The sequence below is a fragment of the Psychromicrobium xiongbiense genome (assembly GCF_030271165.1).
GTDB lineage: Bacteria > Actinomycetota > Actinomycetes > Actinomycetales > Micrococcaceae > Renibacterium > Renibacterium xiongbiense.
On the sequence record NZ_JASSZH010000009.1, the window covers coordinates 294,498 to 318,118 of the forward strand.

At 63.3% G+C, this 23,621-nt stretch carries 23 protein-coding genes and 1 pseudogene; 10 read left to right on the forward strand and 14 right to left on the reverse strand.

All coding sequences use genetic code 11. From position 1 onward, the window contains the following. Positions 1 to 78 precede the first annotated feature (78 nt). Positions 79 to 906 carry a serine/threonine-protein kinase gene (locus tag QQM37_RS04080; RefSeq protein ID WP_285725241.1) on the forward strand — a complete coding sequence of 276 codons (828 nt, stop codon included), beginning with the start codon at positions 79 to 81 and terminating at the stop codon, positions 904 to 906. A 26-nt stretch (positions 907 to 932) separates the two neighbouring features. Here the strand turns inward: QQM37_RS04080 and QQM37_RS04085 are convergent, their stop codons facing one another. From QQM37_RS04085 to QQM37_RS04095, 3 genes are all read right to left on the reverse strand, one after another. Next, positions 933 to 1,676, reverse strand: coding sequence for a ThuA domain-containing protein (locus QQM37_RS04085; RefSeq protein WP_285725243.1), 744 nt, complete (start codon positions 1,674 to 1,676; stop codon positions 933 to 935). Then, positions 1,673 to 2,773, reverse strand: coding sequence for a Gfo/Idh/MocA family protein (locus tag QQM37_RS04090; RefSeq protein ID WP_285725245.1), 1,101 nt, complete (start codon positions 2,771 to 2,773; stop codon positions 1,673 to 1,675). Before QQM37_RS04090 ends, QQM37_RS04085 begins: the two co-directional genes overlap by 4 nt. A 111-nt stretch (positions 2,774 to 2,884) precedes the next feature. Next, positions 2,885 to 4,192 (reverse strand): MFS transporter, encoded by a 1,308-nt coding sequence (locus QQM37_RS04095; RefSeq protein ID WP_285725247.1) that lies wholly within the window; start codon positions 4,190 to 4,192, stop codon positions 2,885 to 2,887. Positions 4,193 to 4,381: 189 nt separating this feature from the next. On the opposite strand from QQM37_RS04095, the gene QQM37_RS04100 reads away from it, so the two are divergent. Continuing rightward, positions 4,382 to 5,506 carry a metallophosphoesterase family protein gene (locus QQM37_RS04100; protein WP_285725248.1) on the forward strand — a complete coding sequence of 375 codons (1,125 nt, stop codon included), beginning with the start codon at positions 4,382 to 4,384 and terminating at the stop codon, positions 5,504 to 5,506. Then, positions 5,503 to 8,154, forward strand: coding sequence for an AAA family ATPase (locus QQM37_RS04105; protein WP_285725250.1), 2,652 nt, complete (start codon positions 5,503 to 5,505; stop codon positions 8,152 to 8,154). The genes QQM37_RS04100 and QQM37_RS04105 overlap by 4 nt, the downstream gene beginning before the upstream one ends. Positions 8,155 to 8,289: 135 nt before the next feature. Here the strand turns inward: QQM37_RS04105 and QQM37_RS04110 are convergent, their stop codons facing one another. The 3 genes from QQM37_RS04110 to QQM37_RS04120 form a co-directional block, all read right to left on the reverse strand. Beyond that, positions 8,290 to 9,273: an MIP/aquaporin family protein gene (locus QQM37_RS04110; RefSeq protein ID WP_285725252.1), complete on the reverse strand. Its 984-nt coding sequence runs from the start codon at positions 9,271 to 9,273 to the stop codon at positions 8,290 to 8,292. Between the two features lie 103 nt (positions 9,274 to 9,376). Beyond that, on the reverse strand, positions 9,377 to 9,751 hold the full coding sequence (locus QQM37_RS04115) for a DUF202 domain-containing protein (protein WP_285725254.1): 375 nt from the start codon (positions 9,749 to 9,751) through the stop codon (positions 9,377 to 9,379). After that, a complete protein-coding gene (locus QQM37_RS04120) occupies positions 9,748 to 10,101 on the reverse strand; it encodes a YidH family protein (RefSeq protein ID WP_285725256.1) in 354 nt (117 codons plus the stop codon). Before QQM37_RS04120 ends, QQM37_RS04115 begins: the two co-directional genes overlap by 4 nt. 110 nt (positions 10,102 to 10,211) lie before the next feature. Here QQM37_RS04120 and QQM37_RS04125 point away from each other — a divergent pair, with 110 nt between their 5' ends. Then, complete coding sequence (locus QQM37_RS04125) at positions 10,212 to 11,351, forward strand: ADP-ribosylglycohydrolase family protein (protein ID WP_285725258.1); 1,140 nt, start codon at positions 10,212 to 10,214, stop codon at positions 11,349 to 11,351. 25 nt (positions 11,352 to 11,376) lie between these two features. Here the strand turns inward: QQM37_RS04125 and QQM37_RS04130 are convergent, their stop codons facing one another. Then, positions 11,377 to 11,946, reverse strand: a complete 570-nt coding sequence (locus tag QQM37_RS04130; protein WP_285725260.1) for a DUF4395 domain-containing protein — start codon at positions 11,944 to 11,946, stop codon at positions 11,377 to 11,379. 794 nt (positions 11,947 to 12,740) lie between these two features. Here QQM37_RS04130 and QQM37_RS04135 point away from each other — a divergent pair. The 3 genes and pseudogenes from QQM37_RS04135 to QQM37_RS04145 all read left to right on the forward strand — a co-directional run. Continuing rightward, positions 12,741 to 13,028, forward strand: a pseudogene (locus tag QQM37_RS04135) (IS5/IS1182 family transposase); the annotation flags it as partial. Between the two features lie 243 nt (positions 13,029 to 13,271). Next, a complete protein-coding gene (locus QQM37_RS04140) occupies positions 13,272 to 13,817 on the forward strand; it encodes a M57 family metalloprotease (RefSeq protein ID WP_285725262.1) in 546 nt (181 codons plus the stop codon). A 151-nt stretch (positions 13,818 to 13,968) separates the two neighbouring features. Next, a complete protein-coding gene (locus tag QQM37_RS04145; protein ID WP_285725264.1) occupies positions 13,969 to 14,415 on the forward strand; it encodes a hypothetical protein in 447 nt (148 codons plus the stop codon). Positions 14,416 to 14,458: 43 nt separating this feature from the next. On the opposite strand, the gene QQM37_RS04150 is transcribed toward QQM37_RS04145, so the two are convergent. From QQM37_RS04150 to QQM37_RS04165, 4 genes are all read right to left on the reverse strand, one after another. After that, the gene (locus QQM37_RS04150; RefSeq protein ID WP_285725266.1) at positions 14,459 to 15,454 is read right to left on the reverse strand and encodes a 3'-5' exonuclease; all 996 of its coding nucleotides are present in this window, start codon (positions 15,452 to 15,454) and stop codon (positions 14,459 to 14,461) included. A 71-nt stretch (positions 15,455 to 15,525) separates the two neighbouring features. Continuing rightward, positions 15,526 to 16,215 carry a hypothetical protein gene (locus tag QQM37_RS04155; protein ID WP_285725267.1) on the reverse strand — a complete coding sequence of 230 codons (690 nt, stop codon included), beginning with the start codon at positions 16,213 to 16,215 and terminating at the stop codon, positions 15,526 to 15,528. Next, positions 16,212 to 17,186, reverse strand: a complete 975-nt coding sequence (locus QQM37_RS04160; protein WP_285725269.1) for an ATP-binding cassette domain-containing protein — start codon at positions 17,184 to 17,186, stop codon at positions 16,212 to 16,214. The genes QQM37_RS04155 and QQM37_RS04160 overlap by 4 nt, the downstream gene beginning before the upstream one ends. A 1-nt stretch (position 17,187) precedes the next feature. Then, positions 17,188 to 17,613 carry a GntR family transcriptional regulator gene (locus QQM37_RS04165; protein WP_285725270.1) on the reverse strand — a complete coding sequence of 142 codons (426 nt, stop codon included), beginning with the start codon at positions 17,611 to 17,613 and terminating at the stop codon, positions 17,188 to 17,190. Between the two features lie 104 nt (positions 17,614 to 17,717). On the opposite strand from QQM37_RS04165, the gene QQM37_RS04170 reads away from it, so the two are divergent. After that, the gene (locus QQM37_RS04170; RefSeq protein WP_285725272.1) at positions 17,718 to 18,170 is read left to right on the forward strand and encodes an NUDIX hydrolase; all 453 of its coding nucleotides are present in this window, start codon (positions 17,718 to 17,720) and stop codon (positions 18,168 to 18,170) included. On the opposite strand, the gene QQM37_RS04175 is transcribed toward QQM37_RS04170, so the two are convergent. Next, the gene (locus QQM37_RS04175) at positions 18,124 to 19,011 is read right to left on the reverse strand and encodes a hypothetical protein (RefSeq protein WP_285725274.1); all 888 of its coding nucleotides are present in this window, start codon (positions 19,009 to 19,011) and stop codon (positions 18,124 to 18,126) included. The genes QQM37_RS04170 and QQM37_RS04175 overlap by 47 nt on opposite strands. Positions 19,012 to 19,087: 76 nt before the next feature. Between QQM37_RS04175 and QQM37_RS04180 the strand changes: the two genes are divergently transcribed. Together QQM37_RS04180 and QQM37_RS04185 are read left to right on the forward strand one after the other, a co-directional pair. Beyond that, positions 19,088 to 20,980 (forward strand): cation:proton antiporter domain-containing protein, encoded by a 1,893-nt coding sequence (locus QQM37_RS04180; RefSeq protein ID WP_285725276.1) that lies wholly within the window; start codon positions 19,088 to 19,090, stop codon positions 20,978 to 20,980. A 67-nt stretch (positions 20,981 to 21,047) separates the two neighbouring features. Beyond that, complete coding sequence (locus QQM37_RS04185; protein ID WP_285725278.1) at positions 21,048 to 21,755, forward strand: VTT domain-containing protein; 708 nt, start codon at positions 21,048 to 21,050, stop codon at positions 21,753 to 21,755. A gap of 4 nt (positions 21,756 to 21,759) precedes the next feature. Here the strand turns inward: QQM37_RS04185 and rdgB are convergent, their stop codons facing one another. Continuing rightward, entirely contained in the window at positions 21,760 to 22,416 is a 657-nt protein-coding gene (gene rdgB / locus QQM37_RS04190) for an RdgB/HAM1 family non-canonical purine NTP pyrophosphatase (RefSeq protein WP_285725280.1), read from the reverse strand. Between the two features lie 11 nt (positions 22,417 to 22,427). Beyond that, positions 22,428 to 23,195, reverse strand: coding sequence for a ribonuclease PH (gene rph, locus QQM37_RS04195; protein WP_285725282.1), 768 nt, complete (start codon positions 23,193 to 23,195; stop codon positions 22,428 to 22,430). Between the last annotated feature and the right edge of the window lie 426 nt (positions 23,196 to 23,621).

Below are 23,621 nucleotides of genomic sequence, written 5' to 3' on the forward strand. Positions count from 1 at the left end.
CTGTGTGCGGGCTGAGTGGGAATACACTTCACTCCATCACCAGATGTGTTCACTTCCCACTCAGCCATGAGGAACGCAATGGACTTTCCTGCGAGCGCTCAGCCTCTTCACCATCGCTATCGACTCGGTGACCGACTCGGCGCGGGTGCCTGCGCTTCGGTCTACCGCGCCGAGGACCTCACCCTGGGCCGCAGCGTCGCGGTCAAGATCTTCGGCACCGGGCAGAACTCCTATCTATCGGAGCTGTCGATTCTTGCCCGCCTCCAGCATCCGTTCCTAGTCACCCTGCTGGACGGCGGACACTGGGATTTTGGGCTCGATGGCGTCCGGGCGTTTCTGGTGATGGAGTACCTTCCTCGGGGAGATCTGCGTGGCCTGATTCACCAGGCACCCACTGGGATGAGCGCCACCCGGGTGGCGCGGCTGGGCTGGGCCCTGAGCCAGGGGCTGGCGGCCGTGCACGCAGCCGAGGTGGTCCACCGCGACGTCAAACCCGCCAATATCCTGATCGGGGCCGACGGCCTCCCTCAACTCTGCGATTTCGGCATCTCCCGGGCACACGATGCCGCCGAGGCCACGGTGCCCGGCCAGACCATCGGGACGGCGAGCTACCTGAGCCCGGAACAGGCTCTGGGTGAAGCGGTGCACGCAAGCGCCGATATCTACTCCCTGGGCCTGGTACTGCTGGAGTGCCTGACCGGTGCCCGGTCCTTTCCGGGCTCCGCTTTGGAGGCCTCACTGGCCCGGCTGTTCCACGATCCTGCCATTCCGGAGAGTGTGGAACCCGCCTGGAAACAGCTGGTGCGGGCGATGACGGCGCGCAACCCTGCGGACCGGCCCGGCGCTACGGAGTGCATCGGGTTACTCAGCGAACTCCAGCTCCGTCAGCCAGCCCACGTCGCCTGAGCCACCACCTGCCCACCGGAAACCTCTCAGAGCTGCGGGAACCAGGTCCTGGCCGGATTGCTCACCTCCGGCACAGCCCGTGCCGCCCGCAGTGACTCTGCCGGAGCAGCCCAGCGCACGGCATTGGCCAGGACCTTCCGGATCTGCGGCTGGTAGTACACGGGGTATTCCTGGTCGCCGGGGCTGAAGTAGAAAATCTTGCCGCGCCCCCGCGTGTAGGTCAGCCCGGAGCGGAAAATCTCGCCACCGGCAAAGGAGGAAATGAAGACCAGATCCTCCGGCACCGGAACGTCAAAGAACTCCCCGTACATCTCCTGGTGTGGCACCACCAGCGGCTGCTCGATCCCTTCAGCAATGGGATGACTGGGTGCCACGGTCCAGACATTCTCCTGTTCGGCAGAATTGCGCCAGGCCAGCGAACAGGTGGTGCCCATGAGTTTTTTGAAAATCTTGGAGAAGTGGCCGGAGTGAAGCACCACCAGGCCCATCCCGCCGAGCACATGCCGGTGCACCCGCTCCACCACCTCGTCAGAGACGGCATCATGCGCCATATGACCCCACCACAGCAGCACATCCGTCTGGGCCAGAACCTCTTCGCTGAGTCCATGGTCGGGATCGGCCAGCGTGGCCGTGTCGATACTGGCCCCCGCCAGCTGATCACCCAGGCCCTGCGCGATGGCGCCATGGATGCCGTCCGGGTAGATCGCCGCGATCTGCGGCTGGGTGGTCTCATGAACGTTTTCATTCCAGACGACGACGCGCACGCTCATCGGGTGACCTCAACTTCCGTCCCTGCCGCAGCACTGGCGTAGCAGGCATCGATAATGACTGCTCGTTTGAGCCCTTCTGATCCGTCGTGCTGTGCCCAGGAGCTTTCGTCCCGGACGTGGGCGACGAAGTCCCGCACCACTTCAGGGTGGTTACCGTTGGCCCGCGGGGTGAGTTCCCGGTCCTGGAAATTCCCGGGTTCCCCCCGGAAGAGCTTCACCGGGACGTCCGCCAGGTAGTCCTTCACCTTCAGTTCCGCACCGCCGTCGGTGCCGTAGATCGTGATGCCGAATTCATCCCCGATGTCACGGTACGCGGCCCAGGAGGTCTCCAGTGCCAGCGAGGAGCCGTTGCTGAAGCGGATCAGCGCGCTGGCCAGGTCTTCCACCTCGTACGTCGAGCCGACGGCCGCGCGTGCACTGTCCGCAGAACCGCCGCGGCCCTGCACACCGATCTCGGAGTAGGTCACTGCGGAGACTGAGGTGACCTCGGGGTCACCGAGCAGATACAGGGCGTAGTCCAGCACGTGGACGCCGATGTCGATCAGCGGCCCGCCACCGGACATCACCTCGTTGGTGAACCAGCTGCCCATATTCGGGATCCCGGCCCGGCGCATCCACCAGGCCCGCGCGTGGTAAGGTCTGCCGAGCTCGCCGGCATCGATCGCGTCCTTGAGCACCGCGACGTCCCCGCGTCGGCGGTGATTGAAGGCGACCTCCAGCACCCGCCCGGCCGTGCGGGCAGCCTCGACCATGGCCTGGCTTTCCGTGGCGGTGCGCGCCATCGGTTTCTCGCTGAGCACATGGATGCCGGCCTCGGAGGCCGCGATGCTCAGCGGCGCGTGCAGAAAGGTCGGAACGGCAATGCTTATCAGGTCCAGGCCGCCGGCCGCAATGAGGTCCAGACCGTCCCGGTAGAGCCGCTCGAGCTGATATTCGGCGCCCAGTTCTGCCAGAGCCGCCTCTTCCATTCCGGCGATGGCGACCAACTCCACACCCTCCATGGCCTGGTATGCCGCCATGTGCTGCTGGCCTGCCCAGCCCAGCCCGATCACACCTGCGGTGAGCGTCCGGGCAGACGGCATTGCGTCCTGTGTCATGATTTCCTTCGCATCGTGGGATCGTCATCGGCCACCAATATGCCGGACCCTCTCCATCTTTTGCCAGATATGCGACATAAGTCAATGGGTGCCCACGTGACAGGCCACCGGTCAGGGTCGGGTGACAGGCCGCCTGACCAGAAGCGCCGTCACCAGGCCCAGCAACAACAAGGTTCCGGCGGCCAGCACCGGGACGAAGAAGGCCTCCCGGTAGCCATGGCTCTGCGCCAGAGAACCCGCCAGTGAAGCACCGAGCGCCGTTCCGGCCACAATGCCGCTGGCCAGCGCCGTCATTACTGTGCCCAGCCACCGCCGCGGTGCCACCAGACCACCGATCGTGAAGATGGTGACCATGGTCGGACCCACTGGAATGCCCAACACCAGCAGCACCGCGATCATGGGCGGCAGGCTCTGCGGGATCAGCAGGAACCAGGCCAGGCCGGCCATCAGTGCCGCGCACGCCACCCAACGCCACCGGGGAGCAAACCGGCTGGGCCAGAACGCCACGGACAACGCCACAAAGGCTGAGCTCAGTCCAACCAGCGAATACAGCAGTCCGGCCAGTCCTGCCCCGCCGGAACCCGCCGCAACCTGCCCGGCAAAGGCGCTCAGAGCGGTCTGCGTGCCACCGAAAAAAGTCCCCATGCAGACCATGCCCAGCACAGGCACCGCCACTTTGAGCCAGAGCAGACGCTCGTGGGGCACCCCGGGGAGCGTGGGCGTCGTCGTGCCGCCTCGTTGCATGGTGATGGCATTCACGCTCGGATGCAGGGCGAAGACGATGACCAGGGCGACCGTCAGGGCACCGGCCAGTGCCAGCGGAAGCCAGGGCGCAATCAACGAGGCCAGGAGGCCCACCAGCGCCGGGCCGAGCACGAAAGTCACCTCATCGGCAGTGCTTTCATAGGACAGTGCGGTGTCCAGCACCCGATCCCGCTGATTCGGAGCCACTTTTCTGGCCATCGCCATCCAGCGCACTCTGGCCAGCGGACCCACCTGTGGGGAGCTCACCCCGCCCAGCCAGGCGACGATCAATACCCCGACCGGCGCCTGGGAGATGGCGCTCTGCCCGCCCGGTACTGCCGCAGTGGAGTAGGCCAGGATCAGCAGCAGTGCCACCATGGCCGCGTTGAGCAGGGCCGCCGTAACCAGCACGGGCTTCTGCCCCATACGGTCAGCCAGAAAGCCCAGAACGGGTGCGCCCATTGCGGAACCGATACCGACGGCTCCGGCAGCAAAACCGCCGATGGCGTAGGAACCCGACACTTCCGTCAGCAGAGTGAGCACTCCCACCGTCAGCATGGCGAGCGGAAGCCGGGCAAAGAGCCCAATGGGGAAGAAAGCTTTGCCGGACAATCCGGCGAGTTGAGAAAAACGACCACCGTGCTGCGGGGTCGGGGAGGCATCGATGCCTGTCATGGTTCTCCGGTGTGGCTGAACTGTGCATCGTCCCCCCACCCGATGCACCCAACCCAGATACTTCTCTTAGTTTAGCGGATCGTCACCGCCGACAGCCACGATGTCGGCGGCACCACGTAGGCTCAAGGAGAACGAACCGCTACTCCCCCAGATCGCCCCAGCGAGAGCCGGAAAGGACCTGCCTCAGCCATGAGATTTCTGCACACCGCTGACTGGCAACTCGGGATGACACGCCACTTCCTGGATGCTGATGCTCAGCCGCGCTACACCGGGGCGCGTATCGATGCGATCGTGCGGATCGGCGAGGTCGCTGCGGAGGAGGACTGCGAGTTCGTTCTGGTCTGTGGCGACGTCTTTGAATCCAACGCCATCTCTCCCCGGACCATCACGCGTTCTCTGGAAGCGATGCGGTCCATCCCGATTCCGGTCTATCTGCTTCCCGGAAACCATGACCCCCTGGATGCCTCCTCGGTTTACCGCTCGGCGGCGTTTCTGAACTCCTGCCCGGACCATGTCACGGTACTGGAATCCCCCGGGGCTCATCCGGTCCGTCCCGGCTTCGAGCTGGTCGCGGCTCCCTGGTTCTCCAAACGCCCACTGCAGGACCTGGTCGCTGCCGCAATTGAGGGGCTGGAACCGGATGGCACGGTGCGCATCGTCGCGGGCCACGGGGTGACGGAGAACCTCAACCCGGATCCGGACAATCCTGCCGTCATCGGACTTGTTCCGGTGGAGGCCGGTTTTGCGGACGGAAGCATTCACTTCCTGGCACTGGGTGACCGGCACTCCCCGACCAGCGTGGACCGCACGGGTCGTATCTGGTATTCGGGCACCCAGGAGGTCACCGACTACGACGAAATCGATCCCGGGCAGGTTCTGGTGGTGGATATCGATGCCGGGCAGCAGCCGGTGGTCACCCGTCATCAGGTGGGCCTCTGGCGCTTCTGCGATCTCTCGGAGCACCTGGATGGCTCGACGGACGTGGAGCGCCTGGCCGCACGGCTGGACGCGCTCCCAGCCAAAGATCGCACCGTCGTCCAGCTTCGCCTTCAGGGAACGCTGTCATTGGCAGAAAAAGCACAGCTTGATGCCGTCCTGGAGAGGTTCAGTGAGCTCTTCGCCTCCCTGCGGCTGTGGAAGCGACATACGAACCTGGTGGTGCGAGTGGAGGGCGAAGAACTCAGCGATCTGGGCGTGAGCGGATTTCTGGCCGATGCCGCAACGGAACTGAGCCTGACGGCGGCCGGGCCCGAGGGCGACACCGCTCAGAACGCGCTCTCTCTGCTGTACCGACTGGCGAAAGGACGATCATGAAAATCCATCGCCTGCTGGTGAGGGATTTCCGCGGAGTCTCTGAGCGGGAGATCCGTTTTCCGGACGCCGGGGTCGTCATCCTTGAAGGTGACAATGAGGTGGGCAAGAGCACCATGATCGAGGCTCTGGACCTGCTTCTGGATGAAAAAGACAGCTCCAAAAAGGCCGCGGTCCGGGATGTCCGGCCGGTGAATGCCGATGTGGGCAGCTACGTCGAGGCGGAGATCTCCTCCGGCCCATACCGCATGGTGTACGCCAAACAGTTCAACAAGGGCACCAGCACCACACTGCAGATCGTCAGCCCCACTCCGGAACACCTGGCCGGAACCGAGGCACATGAGCGGGTTGTGCAGATCCTGGATCAGACCATGGACCGCCAGCTCTGGGCTGCACTACGCATGATGCAGGCCGCCCCTCTGGCCCAGGCACGCCCTGGCGACAGTGGAACGCTCACGGCAGCACTGGATCAGGCTGCGGGAAGCACCGGGCATCATGAGGCCAACGATCCCCTGGTGGAGGCGGTGGAACGGGAGTTTCTGCAGTATTTCACCCCCACCGGCAAGCCGACCGGCGCCTACCGCGAGGCCACCCAGCGGCTCGAATCCGCCAGATCAGGCGCGGAGTTGGCAGCCGGGAACCTTGCGGAAATCACCAGCCACGTGGAGGAGCTCAATGGACTCCAGCGCAAGCTGACCGAGCTCGAATCCCAGCGCCAGGATGCGGCCACGGATCTGGCCGGGATCACCCAGGCGTTGCAGGCACTCGAGAGCCTGCAGGAACAGCATCAGGCGGTGGAACAGTCGAGCCTGGCGGCCCAGCAGGCCGCAGAGCAGGCCATGGCAGCGCTGGCCGCCCGCCAGGAGATGGAAAACCGCTGCACCAAGCGCCGTGACGATCTGCAGAAAGCTCAGGAACAGGTCAGCGCGGCTGAAGGTGAACTGCAGCTCGCGGAGACCGGCTACCAGCAGGAACTCGAGACGACGACGCAGCTGCGCATCGTGCTTCGCGCTACGCAGGACGCCGCCGTTCTGGCCCGTGGCGATCTGGACCACTTGCGTGCCACTGCGGACCGCAGCACGCTCGAGTCCAGGCTCACCGAGCTCACCGCAGCCTCACGCGAACTGGAGCACGTGGAAAAGGCGCTGGGCGCCAATCCGCTCACCGATGAGCTGCTCCGACAGATCGACGACGCAGATCACGCCACGTCCCTCGCTGAAGCCCGACTTCAGGCGGCTTCCACCAGGGTGCAACTGCGTGCCCTCGGTCCAGAGGCGACAGCCCTGAGGCAGGACGACGCGGCCCTGCCGCTGGAGGCCGCGGAGTCTCACACCTTCGCTCTGGTCCGTGCAACGACGCTCACGATTCCCGGGGTGGTCGCCATCGAACTCGCTCCGGCGGAAGATTCCCGGTTCCTGCAGGATCAGGTCAGTGAAAGCACCACCCTGCTGGCCGATCTGCTTCGTCAGGCCGGAGCAGCGGACCCAGCGCAGGCACATACCCTGCACGAAGAGCGGCGACTGCTCGAATCCAGGAAGGAAACCGCCCTCCGCGATAAACAACGACTGCGCGGCGCTCAGGAGGTCGAGGAACTGGAGGCCGAACTCCTGCTGATCACGGCCAGGCTCGAGGACTACCGGAGGCAGCGACCGCAGGCCCCCGGACTGCCCCCGGACCTGCCCAGCGCGCGGGCGCTCAGCTTAGCTGCGGACGACTCCCAGGCTGCGGCCGCCAAGGCCTGCGAGCAATCGCAGCGGGGCCTGGACGCGGCCAAAGACTCCCTCCAGCAGGCCCGGATCAACTGGGCAACTCTGAGCTCCACGGCTGGGAGTCTGCAGGGAGAACTTGAAGCGGAGACGAGCCGCCTGGAGCGGGCGCGGGAGATCACCTCAGATGCCCAGCTCCAGACGGATGCCCAGCACACCCAGCAACTCCAGGCCGAGGCGCTGAACGAGGAAAAGCGACTGGCGGACGAGCTTCTCCGGGCAGACCTTCCGACGCTCAGCAACCGGAAAGACAACACGCTCGCCCTCATCGAGCGTCTGACCCATCAGCGGGATGACCTGGAAGAGCGGGCCCGCGATCTCAAGGCCCGGCTGGCCGTCGCGGGAAGCCAGGGACGGCAGGACGCTTATGATGCCGCACTGATCGAGTGCGAGGCCGCCGAGGAACTCCACTCTTCGCTGGACCGGCGCGCCGGGGCCGTACGTCTGCTGCACGAAACGGTCCAGAAGTACCGCACCGAGGCCAGGAAAAACTACGTCCAGCCCTTCCGGGACAGTCTGAACGGCCTGGGGTGGATGGTTTATGGCCAGGACTTCGATGTCGAAGTGGATGGCAATCTGCACATCGTCACCCGCACTCTCGGCGGTCTGACGGTGGGCTACGAGGCACTGTCCACTGGTGCTAAAGAGCAGTTGGGAATCATCACCCGCCTGGCCTGCGCCCTGATCGTGGATCCGGAGAATGGGGTGCCGCTCATCATCGATGACGCTCTGGGGTACTCCGATTCCGGTCGGCTGAACCGTCTGGGCAGCATGTTCGGCTCGGTCGCGCATCGCGCGCAGATCATCCTGCTCACCTGCACCCCCGACCGTTACCGGATCGGCCATGCCACGCCGATCCTGCTGACCGCGCAGACCCGCAGCTGAGGCTGTCCGGAACCAAGGCCGTCCAGCAACAAAAATCTCCTGGGTGGGACACCATCGATGGTGTCCCACCCAGGAGATTTCAGGGTGTTTCAGCGAATCCGCTGGCACGGACCCCTGGCATCAGGTGCCGTAGGCTCATTTACCGTCGAAGAACTCTTTCGCATCCTCATCCACAACGCCCGCGGCGGGCCGTCCGGCAGCCGCGGGCGCAGCCGCAGCCTCGGATTCCGGGGCGGTCACTGTCGGCGCCTTGGTGCTCGGGGTGGCAGTCTCTTCCGATGCCGACTCGGCGTCGTCGTCCTCTGCCACGGCACTCGCGTTGTCGCCGTCCGGGACAATAAATCCGCGGTAAACCAGACCGGCCAGCGCCCCACCGATCAGCGGAGCGACCCAGAACAGCCAGAGCTGCGCGGGAGCATCAGGACCGGCAAAGAAGACGATGGCGGTGGAGCGTGCCGGGTTGAGGCTGCCGTTGGTCAGCGGAACCAGAACGCTGAGCAGGCCGGCCAGGCTCAGACCGACGGCGATCGGAGCAAGCGCCTTGTTCACCGCGGGGCGGCCCACGGCCAGCACCACAGCAGCGAAGATCGCGGTGCCGATGATTTCGACCAGGCCTGCGGAGATGAGCGGCAGGTTGAACTGCGAGGCCTGCTCATAGCCGTTGGCCAGACCCTTGAACGTCGAGGTGATCGACGCGGAGCTGGTGCCGCCTGATTTGAAAACGGGCAAGGAATTCAGCACCACGAAAAGCACCAGGCCGGCAAACATGGCCCCTGCGGTCTGCACAACGATGTAGAAGATGGCCAGAAGCCACTTGATCCGGCCAGCGATGGCGGAGGCCACACTGATCGCCGGGTTGAAGTGTCCACCGGAGACATGCCCGAAGGCGATGGCGCCCACGGTGACCGCGATGCCGAAGCCGATGCCTACCGGGACAGCCGCGCCTCCCTGCGAAGCAGACCAGAGCGCCATGCCCAGGCCGATAAAGACCAGGATGAAGGTTCCAAAGAATTCGGCGCCCAGTTTGGCGTACAGCGACGCTTCGCCGGGGGCGTCGTCCGTGCCCACAGACGTGGCGTCGGGCAGTTCATCGATGAGGGTGTCGGTGGCCTGAGCCATGGAAATCCTTCGTTTGGAGGGAGGGGTGTCGGTCTCCACTGTACCGGCTGGGCCTGAGCGAGTGGGGACCACCGGTCATCATGGGACATTCCTGAGCACTTCCTCAGGACACCACGGACAGCATGGCGCTCAGGGCCATGGCCAGGACCGCCAGGGTCAGCGCCAGCGGGAGCCAGGCGGGGGCAGCCAGCGCCTCGCGGGCGGACTGGCTGGAGGAACCGGCTGCCGCAGGCGCCCGCAGCTGGGTCTTTCGTTTCCAGGCACACCAGATGATGACAGCGGTTGCGAGGCCTGCGATCAGGGCGGCGATCGCCGTCATCGTCAGTTTCAGAGTGGCGGTGTGCGGGGCGAGTGATAAGAGCCAGGAGCGGAGCAACAGGGCATCGGCCACCGAGACAGCCATCATGGAGCGCCACCAGGCAAGGGAGGTGCGTTCGGGTTGCAGACCAGGATCGCGCATCTGGATCTGCCCGGTCAACGCAGGATGATCAGGGCGGCGAAAACCAGCGCGGCGAGCGCCACCAGGGTGGTCAGGCCCAGCAGCATCCAGGAATGCGGAAGCTCCTGGTGGTTGCGCATGGCGCGTTCCTGGGCCGCCCACCGCCGGTAGGCGACGGTGGCCAGCAGCGCGCCGAGTGCAGCCAGCACCACGCAAAGGATCACTCGCACCGCCGGTTGAGCCACCGCTGGTGCCAACTGGTCGAAGGCGATCGATCCGGCCAGCAGGGCCAGCGCCGTGCGGATCCAGGCGAGGAACGTACGTTCGTTGGCGAGGGAGAACCTATAGTCAGGCCGCTCTCCCTCGCGCCGCCAGGCGGGTTCGCGCATCGGATGCTCGCTTCTGTGATTCCGTGACCGGTCAGGGACGATTGTATGACCACTGTGCCCCTGCGCTTCCCCGTCCATCTTAGGAGACTCCAGCAGATAGATTAGGACTCATGCTGAACCCTGCCGCACAGGCCGACTCCGTGGCTGCCGCCAAATCCGTCGTCGACCCCGGTGTCCCCTCTTTTGCCAGCCGGGTGCGCGGATCCCTGCTGGGCGGTGCGTTGGGCGATGCCTTCGGCTATCTGGTCGAGTTCGATGATCTGGCCTCGATCAGACGGCAGTACGGGCCGATCGGGTTGTTCGACCTGAGTCAGGCATCCGGTACCGCGCATTTTTCCGACGACACCCAGATGACCCTCTACACGGTGGATGGCCTGACCGAGGTGCTGGAATGGGCGCGCCAGGGCGTGGCCGCTGATCCGACCGCCTGCCTCTGGCTGGCCTATCTCCGCTGGCTGGCGACCCAAGGCGAGCAACCCGACGCCGGAGCGCCCTCGCCACTCCCCCGGTGGATCGATTCCCAGGAGGTGCTGCGGCATCGTCGGCATCCCGGTAACGCCTGTCTGAGCGGGCTGCGCAGCGCGGAGATGGGCAGCCCGTCGCGCCCGGTCAATCCGAACTCCAAGGGCTGTGGGACCGTCATGAGATCGGCACCCTTTGGCCTGCTGCCCATGCTGGAACCGGTGGAGACCGTCCAGTGGACCACGATGGCGGCGGCGCTGACTCACGGTCATCCGGCGGCCTGGCAGTCCTCAGCGGCGTTCGCCCTGCTAATCCGCGCCCTCTCGGTGGAAACTCTTCCCCTGTCCGGGGCGCTCGTCACTGCCATCGACTATCTGCACGGTCAGACCATCGATGCCGCGGTGCGTGAGCGCTGGGATGCTGCACTGCAGGCTGCTGACGCTGGACGCCCCGATCAGGGCCAGTCGATGGACCCGGAGCAGCTCTGTAATCTCCTGGGTGAGGGCTGGGTGGCTGAGGAAGCACTGGCCATCGCGGTTTATGCCGTTGTGGTGACCCGCGATGCCGTGGACCCGGTGGGCCATTTCCTGGCAGCGATGCGGATCGCGGCCAATCATCGCGGTGACTCTGACTCCACGGCGTCGATTGCCGGAAACATCCTGGGCGCGCTCTACGGCGAGGAAGCTCTGCCCTGGGGCTGGCTCCAGGCTGCCGAGGCACCGGATCTGATTCGGACCCTGGCCGATCGATTCATCGAGCTGGCCGACGTGAACCCAAGCCAAGAATAAGTCAGCTGAGTCAGCGGCCCATGGGTCACAGGCCCAAGACGGACCGGAAAGTCACCTGATTGCAGGCTTCACACACTGAAGCCGGAATGACGCCGCGCCGCTGCAGGAAGCCGAAGATCACACAGCCCAGGCAGAAACCCAGCAAAGATTCCAGCGCAGCGGCGATGATCAGCAGGATCACCAGCCCCCAGGCCAGCAACGGGGCACCCACAAAGTAGGCAACGACGGCGGCCACCGTCATGACGGCCCCCATCCCCTGGGCGAAGCGCTTGGGCGGCCCGGGCACCAGCTTGGGTGCACCCAGCCGAGGGGCCAGGACCTTAGTGGAGAGCAGGGCGAACGGCGAGTAGCGCGGCCCAAACAGAACGCGAAGCAGGAAGCCGATAGCGAGTAGCACCAGCCCGGGAGCCCAGGCCGTCAGCACGGTGATGACGGCCAGCACGACCACCAGGCCGGCCGTAATCCGGGCAGCGTATTCGTTCACCGGGTTCGGGAAGGCGAAGACCCGGCGCGCCAGTGAGGGGCGTACGCTCACCAGCGGGTTCTCCGCCAGCGAGGCGGCCTGTTGGGGTTCGAAAAGTGGGGCCATTCTCACAGGCTAGGCCTGCTCTGGGGGCAGCCGTAATGTTTGTGTCGAACTAAGTCCGGATCCGCCGTCCCGGCAAAATCGCGGGTTGGGCTGTTTCCACGCATATCAGCTATAGCGTCACCTGACCTTTCGTTCGCAAGACCACCCCGTCTCCCGGCCCGCCCCGGACCGATGATCTGAATCAGGTATCCCGCCTCGGAAGCGTCAAGGTATGAGGCACTTACCGTCCGATGCCGCCAGAAGATCCTTGAATTCTTGGGGTCTTTAGGTGCACGATGCCCAGTAAGTGCTTAAAACTTTGACAGGCCGCTCGCCTCTTGCGGCAACATGAAGCCCCGGATATGAATCGAGGTCTGTTGTTCATGGCAACAAGTTCGCCGATGACGACGGCTGTGGTGACATCCTGGGATGGGCCAACGGGTACTGGAACCTTGAGGGCCGAGGGGTATGACGCTCCTGTATGGGTGCTTTGGGTCGTGATCGAAGCACCCGGATTTCGAGCGCTCACAGTAGGTGCTTCGGTCCAAGCCCAGATTGAGGAGGCACGCGAAGCGAAGGAGTACGGCTTCACGCTGCAAGCACGGCGAGTAGTCGCTGATCCAACAGAATAGGGAGAATTTTCATGAAAGGACTCCTGAGATTAGTTTGTTTTCCGGTTGCATTGCTGATGCTCATCATGCCCTCTAGTATCGCTTCAGCCGATACCATCTTCGGTGAGAAAACATTCAATCCGCATGATGTGACATTTGCGATCGGTGACGCAAACACGTCGTTCGATGCTCAGGTGTATTACCAGCCGCTACGACTCAGGCAAAACCTTCGAACTCCTTGAGGAACTCGGCTGCACACCGGAAGTCGCTTCCAAGGGCAAACCCGCGCTGATCCAAGTCGGTAAACGCTGGGTCGTGGAACGCACCAGCTCCTGGCACAACCGAGGATTCACGAAACTCGCGATCTGCACCGAACGACGCACCACCGTGATCAACGCATTCATCGCACTCGCCAACGCAATCATCATCACCCGACGACTCATCCGTGAAGCCTGGACCACACACCACTGGGACACCCACCCCACACACCGACTCTAACCTAACGACGGAACCCCTAAGATCGCTCAACTGATCTATTGTGTTCCCCTGCTTGCGGTAGTAGCGTTGCCGTCATCTTCATCCATATCTGATTCTTAGTTCAGCTTCCGATAAAAATGAAACTTTTTTGCAAACTCCGATTTCGACCCGAGTTGGGTTTTCTGAAGCAATTGGGTTCGATCAAAAGAATTGACAAGGAATGTTTTCATGGCATGAAAAGTAGCACCGAAAATTCCGCTAGTAGTGAGATCACTTGCGATCGGGTTAGTGATGGTTGTCATTTCCGCACTGGGCATAAGTCCTGCCGGAGCTTATAGCCTGGAGGGGCTCCGCTGGGACAACACGCCAACCAGTGGGTGTTGTGCCGGCATCAATGTGCAGTGCCAGTCGGCTATGGCCTTCATTGATATTGCTGGCTGGGACAACGCACGGTGGACCTGGAATGCCAGCCCGGCAAATGTGACTTTATACAACGGAAGCGGCGCCCTGACAGTGGATGATGTTTCGCACGACACTGTCGGCTGGGATGGAATTACCTACTATGCTGGCGTGTGGTGTTCGACGGGAACATACTTCCAGTATGCAAGTCTGTATCTGAACTATTACTATACCCGCAACTACTCCGCTGCCACCATTCAAGGCGTCGCTGCACATGAATTGGGACACGCGATTGGTCTTGCCCACACCGATGGTTGCGTCTTAATGACCCCCTATACCAACACCCGGGACAGCTGCGGTATATATGGGCCGTATCAGGACGACGTAAACGGCGTCAACGCACTTTACTGACAGATTCGATCAGAGAGGTTGATGGAGCCCCGTGAGAAATCCTACCCTTCCGATGCGGATAGCTTACTTCTTCATTTCGGCAGTAGTTTCACTCACCGTGATTGTTGCAGTCACGGGATGCTCCATCTCCCCAAGCGCATCCCAACCCACGGTGAACATGGATGCCAGCTGGGCAGAGGGCTACAACACGCTGGCAGGCCTCAAGGCACACAGCGCCGTCGCAGTCCAGGGAACCTTCACGAAGGTAGTCGGGCAATCGAACCTGAAGTCATTCCCCATCACAGATTTCGAATTTACTGTGGGCATCGTGATCAATGATCCGGGTCATCTGGCATCCGTGGGGTCCAAGCTGACCATCCGACAGACTGGTGGGACGGTGGGAGGGGCCATCCATCAGATTTCTGATGACCCTCTGTTCAAGCTGTCCGAGAATGCGGTGCTATTCCTCAAACAACCTGAGCCAGGAATATTCTTCGTCCTGGGCGGACCCTCCGGAAGATTCAAGGTTTCCAACGGAACAGTCACCCCGTTTGCCCCGAACGGTGCCAAGTTCAATGGGTCACTGACCGACTTCGGCGTGGCGGTGAAGAATTCCTGACCACCGATGACTCGCCGCTGGCAACGTCCGCTGATCCGGAGCGCTAGCCGATCATCTGCATGAACTCTCCCTCAGAGAGCACCTCGATCCTCTGCCCTTTACGGTGCAGATCCAGCACACGTTTGGCCTTGGCGCTGAGTCGGGAGCTCCGGATGGTGCCGCTGCGCAGATCCGCTGCAATGAACCCGTCCCCCACCACCAGAACCGTGGTGCTCCGGGTGACGTAGCTGGCCGGCTGGGCACCCCGGGCGGCGGCGCGGGCCTTCGCCGTTTCCCGCGGGATCTGCAGCTTGCCGGTGAACACCACAATCTGGCCGTACAGAGGATGATTGCGGTCCGCGTGCAGATTCGGCATCGGATTTACGCCCTCCTCCGGCCAGGGAAGCCAGTCCCCAGCCGCCCGCCCAGTTGCCGGTGCCGCCGCACCGGTCTGACCTGGCGGCATCGGCCGGGCATCTGGGCGCGGTTCCGCTGGTTCCTGCCGGGGCTGGCGCAGTTTCAGCGTGTCGTAGACTTCCGCAACACTGCGAGCGCCATGACGGGCAGCAATGTCGATCATGATCCCAGCGCAGGCCCGCGCATCCTCAATGGCGTCGTGATGGTTGACCAGTTCAACCCCTGCCGCATCCGCCACGAAGGGCAGCGAATAGGACGGCAAATCGTAGCTGCGCCGCGCCAGAATCACGGTGCAGCCGTACTGGTAGGCCGGGACCGCAGCGCCGGAGACTTCCAGGCCCGCCCGGATCACTCCGGTATCAAAGGCCGCGTTATGAGCTACCACCACGTCGTCGCCCCAGAACTGCTGAATCTGCGGGAAGAGCTCGGCAAAGCGTGGCTGCTGAGCCACCTGATCTTCGGTGACGCCGTGGATATCGACGTTGCGAGGGTCAAAATGGTCATAGCCCACCGGTGGCCTCATGAGCCAGAATGCCTCGTCCACAATCCGGCCATCGCGCACTCGGGTGAGCCCCACCGCGCAGGGTGAGCCGCGGAAGCCGTTGGCTGTTTCGAAATCGACGGCGGTGAAATTCAGGGGCACCGGTCCAGCGTAGCGCCGAGGCCCGACACTTCATTTCCGGCCGCAAGGAGCGCCTGCCCCCTGACTCTCCGTCAGGGCGTCGCCCGCCGCAGGGTCAGATATGAGGTAACTGCCAGCACCACGCACAGGCCCAGTGCCAGAGCCGCCACGGAAAGATTCGTCAGAGGCGCAAACCAGCTGTAGAAGGCCAGCCACCAGTTCTGCCAGACCAGTACAGCCACCAGGGCCAGGATGATCACGGCAAATCCGATAAGAAGAATCAGCAGACCGGTCATGTGCCAGCGTTTGTAGATAGTGGCGCACCAGAAACCCAGAAGGAACAGAAACATCGTGGCGGCGAAGAAGAACAGCACCACCGCAAACCAGGGCCCGTCAGAAACCCAGGGGAAGGAGAACATATGGCCTTGCAGACCCCAGCCGTTCGTAGCGGACTCCACCAGGCCCAGCCCCCAATATAACAAGGCCATGATGAGGGACAACGCTGAAAACAGCGCCATGGTACCCAGGAAATAGCTCCGCCGACTCACGCTCATTCCCTGCGAAAACGGAAAGGTCAAGGTGAGCGCCTGAATGCCCAGGCCGAAAAAATACCACAGTGGTGCCTGCCCTGCACCCGAGGGTTTGAAGCCTTCCGAGTTGGGGATCAGTCCAAAGATCGCCAGGCTGAGCGCAAAACACAGGGTCAGCATGACGGCCGGAATGCCCAAAAAGGTCCATTTATTGAGGAGTTGCATTTTTGCGACGCTGACGATGCGGTTCATGAGAGTGTCTCCTGGCTGAGAAGGCTGGTGGAGGATGCCTCCCGTTCCGCGGATGAGTCGGCAGAACGGAGACTCTGGCGCACGATGAGTTGCTGAAGTGAGACCGGAAGCAACTCCAGCCCCAGCTCGGCAGCCTCGCGACGTTCTTCAGGGCTGAGCACTGCCCGAAGGGTCACGGAGGCCAGCGAGCCAAGGGTTTCACGATGAAGGATCTCGCGGTTGCCCACGAAGCTCTCCACACGCACCCCGGACCCCACCACCGTGACGGCGCTGCCACGGATCACCTCGGCGTCGTCGTCCATGATGATTCGACCGCGGTCGATCACCACAATGTGTTCGAGTAGATTGGCCACCTCATCAATCAAGTGCGATGAGAGCACGATGCTGCGCGGATGTTCTGAGAAATCCGCCACCAGGTGATCGTAAAAGAGCTGGCGCGCGACGGCGTCCAGCCCCAGATAGGGCTCGTCAAAGAAGGTCAACTCAGCACGAGAGGCAAGACCTATGATGACGCCCACTGCCGAGAGTTGACCGCGGGAAAGCTTCTTGATCGCCCTGCGCAGTGGTAGCTGAAAGTCCTCCGCCAGCCGCTCCGCGAAATCCTGATCCCAGTGATCGAAGAACAGTCTGGCGGCTGCAAAGGCATGTATCGGCTTGAAGCTGTCCGGATACTTCTGCGACTCGCGGATAAAGCAGATCCGGCTCAGCACCGAATCGTTCTCGTACGGATCTGCGCCGAAAACGGCCACCTCACCCGAGCTGGCAAAGCCTTGACCGGTCAGAATCGACATCAGCGTGGTTTTCCCTGCGCCGTTGCGGCCCAGAAGGCCATAAATCTTGTGCGGGAAGAGATCCAGAGAAATGCGATCCAGGGCAGTCTCCCTCGCGTAGCGCTTGCTGAGATCGCGAATACTGACCACGGGTTCCGGGTCGAGGCTTCCCATTGCGTCAGGAGCTATTGAAAGCGTCATGTCAGGCCTTCCTCTCCGAGTTGGTAAGTCGTTCCAGGCCCGTCAACCCACGGTGTTCAGGCACCTCTCCAGGCAGATCGTCGTCGAGGATGAGCTGGGCGAGTTGTCCCGCGTCGATACCCAACTTCTGGGCCTCGAGCCGCAGCGGGCGCACAAACTGGTCAACAAAACTGGTGCGACGCCGCGAGATCACTGCCTGTCGGGCTCCGCTCGCTACGAACATCCCTATCCCCCGTCGTTTGTACAGAATCCCGCGGTCGACCAACAGGTTGACGCCCTTGGCTGCTGTCGCGGGGTTGATTCGATGGAATGCGGCGAACTCGTTGGTCGAAGGCACCTGACCTTCCTCAACGAGTGTGCCCTCCACGATGTCGTTTTCGATCAGATCCGCGATCTGCTGAAAGATCGGCTTGCTGTCATCGATCATTGACAGCACCTTCCTTACGGCTCATTGGTTGACTGGTTCATTAGTCATATAACTAACCTAGAAGTGCTCCAACCCTGGTGTCAAGAGCGCGATAGATTGTCCGGGTGATTTCTTCCGCCCCACGCACCGTCACGGTGAGTGCTGTCGCCATCGTGGATGACTGTTTGCTCGCGGAGGCGCAGCATTCGGCCCGCCTGCTGACCGTGCGCAAGCGTGGAACGACGCGCTTTCAGTTACCCGGCGGAAAACCCGAAACTGGGGAGGACGCACTGGCAGCAGCGCTGCGCGAAACCGCCGAGGAAATCGGTGTGGACCTGCCCCGGGCGGAGATCCGACCCCTGGGTCACTGGCTCGGTGCCGCTGCGAACGATGACGCCGATCTGGTCTCAGCAGAGGTGTTCATCATCTCCGCAGCCCGGCTGGGCCGCCAGCAACCACGCGCGCTCGCGGAGATCGCCGAGCTGCGTTGGGTCAGCGCGGATACGATGGATACCGAACTGCTGGCGCCTCTTATTCAGGCCTTTGTTCTGCCTGCGGCCTCTGCTCAGCTTTCCTGACCGGGTTCAGCAGAGGTTCGGGCAAAGAATCCGGAACACCGGCTGATCCGGGGCGGACGATGGCGTCCAGCTGGGCCTGAATGCGCTGCTCCAGGTCTGCCACTGCTTCCTCGGGCACCAGGAGCAGACCATCGAGCTCCTTGCGGGCGCGCCGATAGGCCAGCTGGCGCTCGGCTGGTGTGGCGCTCTCATCTTCCGCGGTGGCCAACAACTTGCGGGCGGTCGAGAGTCGTCCGCGTTCCTCGTCCTTGAAATGAGCGTCCTTGACCCTGCGCGCTTCACGTTCGGCCAGGTCGAAGGCCACTTCGAAATCACGCACGGCATCCCGATATTCCGCCACACTGCGTTCGGTGTGCGGAGCCTCAGAGTCCCGCTGACGCAGGCCATCGGCTACCCGCTTGGCCCGCAGGAAGGCAGCCGTCAGGGGCTCGCGGACATCAGACATCATCGGAAAGTCGATCAGCTTGGTCAGATCGAGTTCGTAGACCAGCCAGCGGGCGTTCACCGCATCATGATCGCTTTCCAGCCGGGCCAGTTCGAAGGCCAGCGGGTCAGCCTGGAACGGCTGGCCAGGCTGCTGAGGGGTCTGCTGCCAGCCCGGCGGCTGATACCCGGCGACCGGAGGTCCGTAAGTAGGAGAACCGGCAGCAGGTGGCCCGTAGGCACCGGGACCATACGTTGGCGCGTCGTGTGGCGCCTGCAGATCACGTCCGCGACTCCTGTCACGATCGCGGTGCTGATCACGATCACGATAGCGGCCTGGAAAGAAGGTCCGCCGGAAGATCCCGGCGAAAACAGGCAGCATGAAAACCAGCCACCAATAATGCAGGATGTTATCCACGCGCGGAATCTCCTTTGCGGAAAAGCGACAGACCGCTTCTGTACCTTCCCATCCTGCCATGCGGCACAATGAGCGCATGGAGTTCGCACTCACCCTGGTGGTCGTCATCGTACTGGTCTGTGCCGCCAGTGCCCTCGCCAAGCGGATCCGGGTGCCCACTCCCCTGCTGCTGGTGGTTCTCGGAGCGGGCGCTTCTTTCGTTCTGCCACCAGAGCTCTCGCATATTCTTTCGCTCGACCCGGAGTTCGTCCTGGTCGTCATCCTGCCTCCGCTGCTGTATGCGGCGGCTCTGCAGACCTCCTTCATCGACTTCCGGAGCAATAAGCGCGCCATCGGCCTGTTATCGGTCGGCTACGTCATTTTCGCCACCCTAGGCGTGGGACTGGTGGCCTGGTGGGTGTTCCCCGGTCTCTCCCTCGCAGCAGCGATAGCCCTGGGTGCCGTCGTCGCACCGCCCGACGCGGTGGCAGCGACCGCCGTCGCCCGCCGGGTGGGGTTGCCACGGCGGATCATCTCGATCCTCGAGGGCGAGTCCCTGGTCAACGACGCCACTGCACTGGTCTGCCTGCGCGCGGCCATCGCCACCCTGGCAGGCGCGTACTCGGTCTGGGAAATCGGCCGGGATTTCGTGTTGGCCGCCGGTCTGGGCATCGCCATCGGGCTGGTAGCGGCCTTTCTGCTGGCACAGGTGCGCAAGCGGGTGCGCAATGTCGCCATCAACACCTCGCTCTCCCTCGCGGCACCGTTCATCGCTTTCCTGCCCGCCGAGGCGCTGCAGGAGGCGCATATTGTGCCAGTCTCCGGCGTGCTGGCGGTGGTGGTCTGCGGACTACTGATGGGTGCCAAAGCACCGGCGATGCCGGGTGGGGCCTCGCGCCTGAGCCAGCGGAGCAACTGGAACACCGTGCAGTTCCTGCTGGAGAATTCAGTGTTTCTGCTGATCGGATTGCAGGGCAAGAGCATCATCGACTCGGTGCGGGACGATTCCCTGGGTGCCGCCACCATCTGGTGGGGATGCCTGGCCATTCTGCTCGCCGTGCTCGTGTTGCGCCCGCTGTGGGTTTTCCCGGCCACTTACCTTCCCCGGCTGATCCCGGCCATTCGACGCGCGGATCCCTCACCACCGTGGACCTCCACCGCCATCATTTCCTGGGCTGGCATGCGCGGAGTCGTCACCCTGGCTGCCGTGCTGTCGCTGCCCACCGATTTTCAGCATCGACAGGTGCTGATTCTGGCCGGACTGGTGGTGGTCGCGGGGACCCTGCTGCTTCAGGGCTTCACTCTTCCTCCTCTGGTGCGCGCGCTCAGGCTCAGTGGGCCGGACCGCCGTGAAGACCTACTGACCGAAGCCTCACTTATGCAGCGGGCGACGACGGCGGGGCTGGAGCGACTGCACGAGGTGCGGCGCGAGGAAGACCCACCGGAGGTGCTCTCCATGCTCAAGCGCCGCACCCAGGAGCGCGGTCTGGCCGCCTGGGAACGGCTGGGCCGCTCGGAAGAGGAGACGCAGACTCCCTCCCAGCGCTATGCCCAGCTGCGCTGGAGTATGCTCGAGGCGGAGCGGGAAGAGGTGCTGCGACTCCGTTCGGGAGGCGGATACCCGCATGAGGTGCTCAGCGCCGTCCTGGAACGACTCGATGTGGAGGAATCCATGCTCGACGATGCTTTAGAAGATCAGCCCCTGACTCCGGTGGAAGAGGTGCTGGAACGCGAAGGTGGCTGTGAACACCTGCTCGCTGCGGTGAACCTGCCGGTTCCGGAGGCACCGTTCTGTGCAGATTGTCTGCGCGAGGGAACGGTTCCGGTTCACCTGCGGATGTGTCTCACCTGCGGATCCGTCGGCTGCTGCGACTCCTCCCCAGCACGCCATGCAGACCGCCACTACCGGGAGACCGGGCATCCGGTGATGCGCAGTGCCGAGCCCGGCGAAAACTGGCGCTGGTGTTATCCGGATGAGCTGCTGGGCTGATGAGTTGCGGTGCCTGGTTGCCGTGCCTGCGGCTGGTCCCCGGAAGCCTGTGCCGTAGCCTTAGGGGGTGACTTCTCTTGCCACGAGCCTGGCCTCGATACCCTCTGCCGTTGCCCCCGTTTTCACCGGCGGAGCCGCCCGCGCCTCCTTACTCCCCGATTGGCTGAACCCCAGCAAAATCCTGGACAACCCTGCCCTGGGGTTCTGGGTTGTCGTGATCGCCTGCGCCATCATCTTTGCCGAAACCGGTCTGCTGCTGGGATTCTTCCTGCCCGGCGATTCGCTGCTCTTCACCGCGGGGCTACTCTCCGCCTCGGGCAAGCTGCCGGTGAACATCTGGGTGCTCGCCCTGCTGCTGGTGATCTGCGCCATCGTGGGTAATCAGGTGGGGTATCTGATTGGCCAGAAGGCGGGCCCGGCACTCTTCAAGCGGCCGGATTCGCGGTTCTTCAAGCAGGAGAACCTCGCCAAGGCTCACGCCTTCTTCGAGAAGCATGGCGGAAAGGCCCTGATTCTGGCTCGTTTTGTGCCCATTGTGCGCACCTTCGTCCCGGTGATCGTGGGCGTGGCTCAGTACGATCGCAAGAACTTCCTGCTGTTCAACGTTGCGGGCGGCGTGCTCTGGGCGGGCGGCGTGACCCTGCTCGGCGGGCTGTTGGGCGAGTCCGTGCCGTGGGTCAAGGACAACCTGGACCTGATCTTCATCGTGATCGTCGTGCTGTCGCTGATTCCGATCGTGGTGGAAGTCCTGCGCAGCCGCAAAAAGACGTCCTGAGCACTCAGCTGCTGAGAAGCTCGATGACGGCCGGCAGGATCTTCCGGAAGGCCTCTCCCCGGTGTGAAATGGCGTTCTTGACGGCAGGGGCAAGTTCGGCACAGCTGAGCTTGTAGCCTTCCGGCTGCAAGATGGGATCGTAGCCAAAGCCATGGGCGCCACGCGGAGCGGTGAGCAGCGTGCCGCGGAGGGTTCCTTCTTCCACATGCTCGATGACGCCGACTCCACTTTCGCGATCCGCCGCCTGCAGTGGGCTTGAGGCCACGAGGGCGACGGCACAGCGGAATTCCGCGCCACGATGTGCGGCGTCGATATCGCCCAGCTGGGCCAGGAGTAGCTCCAGGTTGGCCTGATCATCGCCATGCCGACCAGCCCAGCGAGCCGAGAAAATGCCAGGAGCACCGTGGAGGACGTCGACCGCCAAACCGGAGTCATCGGCCAGTGCAGGCAGACCGGTGGCCTCATGCACGGCCCGCGCTTTGAGCAGCGCATTCTCCGCGAAGGTCACCCCGGTTTCCCGGACATCCGGCGCCCCGACGCTCGCCGCATCCACTACCGCTGTGTCGACATCGAGCCCGGGGACCTGTCCGCGCAACAGTTCGCGAAGCTCACGGAGCTTCCCGGCGTTGTGCGTGGCCAGGACCAGCTGGGCGCCCGTCACTGGATGTCCACTCACTGAATGTCCCGGCTGAGCGTTGCGCGCTGAATCTGGGCCAGCTGGGCGGTGCCGAGCAGCGCCAGATCGAGGAGCTGGTTGAGCTCGTCCCGGTCAAAAGGCGCGCCTTCGGCCGTTCCCTGAACCTCGACGAATTTGCCGCTGCCGGTCACCACCACGTTCATATCGGTCTCCGCCCGGACGTCCTCCACATAGGGCAGGTCCAACATCGGCACACCGTCGATGATGCCTACCGAGATGGCGGAGACGGTGTCCACGAGCGGTTCGGCGTTGCGGGCGATCAGCTTGTGTTCTTTGGCATAGCGGATCGCATCGGCGAGTGCCACATAGGCACCGGTGATCGCGGCAGTACGGGTGCCGCCATCGGCCTGAAGGACGTCGCAGTCCAGCACAATGGTGTTCTCACCGAGAGCTTTGGTGTCGATGATGGAACGCAGCGAGCGCCCGATCAATCGGGAGATCTCATGCGTACGGCCGCCGATCTTGCCCTTGACAGACTCGCGGTCCGAGCGGGTGTTGGTGGCCCGCGGCAGCATGGCGTATTCGGCGGTGACCCAGCCCCGACCCTCCCCCTTGAGCCAGCGTGGCACGCCTTCGGTCAGCGAGGCCGTGCACAGCACCCTGGTGTTGCCGAACTCGATCAGCGCGGAGCCTTCCGCCTGACGGGACCAGCCGCGAGTGATCGAGATATCACGGAGCTGATCCGGGGTGCGCCCGTCGGCGCGCAGGGCAGTTTCGGCAGAGGGTGTGGGGGTTGAGACCATAGTCCAAGCCTACCGAGTCTGGGGGTGGTTGCGAGATTTCTCGATTTTGCGAACGAAAACGGAATAAGCACCCGCGATTGCAGGTGCTTATTCCGTTTTCGTTCGCAAAATCGATGCTACGGCTGATCCCGATGGCCAAGGTTCCCGCAAAATTCCCATTGTTTTCCTTTGAGTTGAAGCTTGAAAAGTGCGACGGAAGGCGAACACCTCTGCCAAAAGTCCTGAGCACCTGGTGCGCGGCCCGATGGTGTCAATGATACGAAAACGTCATGACCAGAATCGTGACCGAGCCGAGAACGGAGAGAATGGGCAGGATGCTCCCATGGCGCCCAGGACCTTCCCCGCCGATGCCGGAACACCCAGAGCCTCAACTTTTCTCGCCTGTGAGAGGCCAGCGGCCCGAAGACGACGCCGAGAAGAAGCAGA